The sequence below is a fragment of the Streptomyces sp. NPDC101110 genome, from assembly GCF_044759525.1.
Taxonomy (GTDB): domain Bacteria; phylum Actinomycetota; class Actinomycetes; order Streptomycetales; family Streptomycetaceae; genus Streptomyces.
Genome location: NZ_JBIVZM010000035.1, coordinates 1 through 1,364, shown reverse-complemented (window position 1 = coordinate 1,364; position 1,364 = coordinate 1). Strand labels below are relative to the sequence as shown.

The 1,364-nt window shown below is 69.7% G+C and carries 1 protein-coding gene; it reads right to left on the bottom strand.

Annotation, left to right across the window (positions count from 1 at the left end):
• Positions 1 to 1,364, bottom strand: a 1,364-nt coding sequence (acs, locus tag ACIQU3_RS36845) for an acetate--CoA ligase (RefSeq protein WP_403930166.1), incomplete at both ends; no start/stop codon positions are given.

Below are 1,364 nucleotides of genomic sequence, written 5' to 3'. Positions count from 1 at the left end.
GGCCGGCAGCTTGGCCTGGATGAGGTCCATGACCGTGGAGTCGGTCAGTGTGGTGACGTCACCGAGCTGGCGGTTCTCCGCGACGTCCCGCAGCAGGCGGCGCATGATCTTGCCCGAGCGGGTCTTGGGCAGCTCGGCCACCGGCAGGATCCGCTTCGGCTTGGCGATCGGGCCGAGGGTGTTGCCGACGTGGGTGCGCAGCTCGGCGGCCAGGTCCTCGGTCTCGGCGGCCGTGCCGCGCAGGATCACGAAGGCGACGATCGCCTGGCCGGTCGTCTCGTCCGCCGCGCCGACCACGGCCGCCTCGGCGACCGAGGGGTGGGAGACGAGCGCCGACTCGACCTCCGTGGTGGAGATGTTGTGCCCGGAGACGAGCATGACGTCGTCGACCCGGCCGAGCAGCCAGATGTCGCCGTCGTCGTCCTTCTTGGCACCGTCACCGGCGAAGTACCTGCCCTCGAACCGCGACCAGTACGTGTCGATGAACCGCTGGTCGTCGCCCCAGATGGTGCGCAGCATCGACGGCCACGGCTCGGTCAGCACCAGGTAGCCGCCGCCGCCGTCGGGCACCTCGTTCGCCTCGTCGTCGACGACCGTCGCGCAGATGCCGGGCAGCGGGGTCTGCGCGGAGCCGGGCTTGGTGGCGGTCACGCCCGGCAGCGGGGTGATCATCATGGAGCCGGTCTCGGTCTGCCACCAGGTGTCGACGACCGGGGTGCGGTCGCCGCCGATGTTCTTGCGGTACCAGATCCACGCCTCGGGGTTGATCGGCTCGCCGACCGAGCCCAGCACGCGCAGGCTGGACAGGTCGAACTTGGCGGGGATGTCGTCGCCCCACTTCATGAACGTACGGATCGCGGTCGGCGCGGTGTAGAGGATCGTCACGCCGTACTTCTGGACGATCTCCCAGAAGCGGCCCTGGTGCGGGGTGTCGGGCGTGCCCTCGTACATGACCTGCGTCGAGCCGTTGGCGAGCGGGCCGTAGACGATGTACGAGTGGCCGGTGACCCAGCCGACGTCGGCGGTGCACCAGTAGACGTCGGTCTCCGGCTTGAGGTCGAAGACGGCGTGGTGGGTGTAGGCGGTCTGTGTGAGATAGCCGCCGGTGGTGTGCAGGATGCCCTTCGGCTTCCCCGTGGTGCCCGAGGTGTAGAGGATGAACAGCGGGTGCTCGGCGTTGAAGGGCTGCGGGGTGTGCTCGGTGCTCTGCCGCTCCACCAGGTCGTGCCACCACACGTCACGACCTGCGGTGAAGGCGACCTCCTGGCCCGTGCGGCGTACGACCAGGACGTGCTCGACGATGCCGGCCTTCCCGACGGCCTCGTCCACGGCCGGCTTGAGCGCGGACGGCTTGCCGCGCCGGT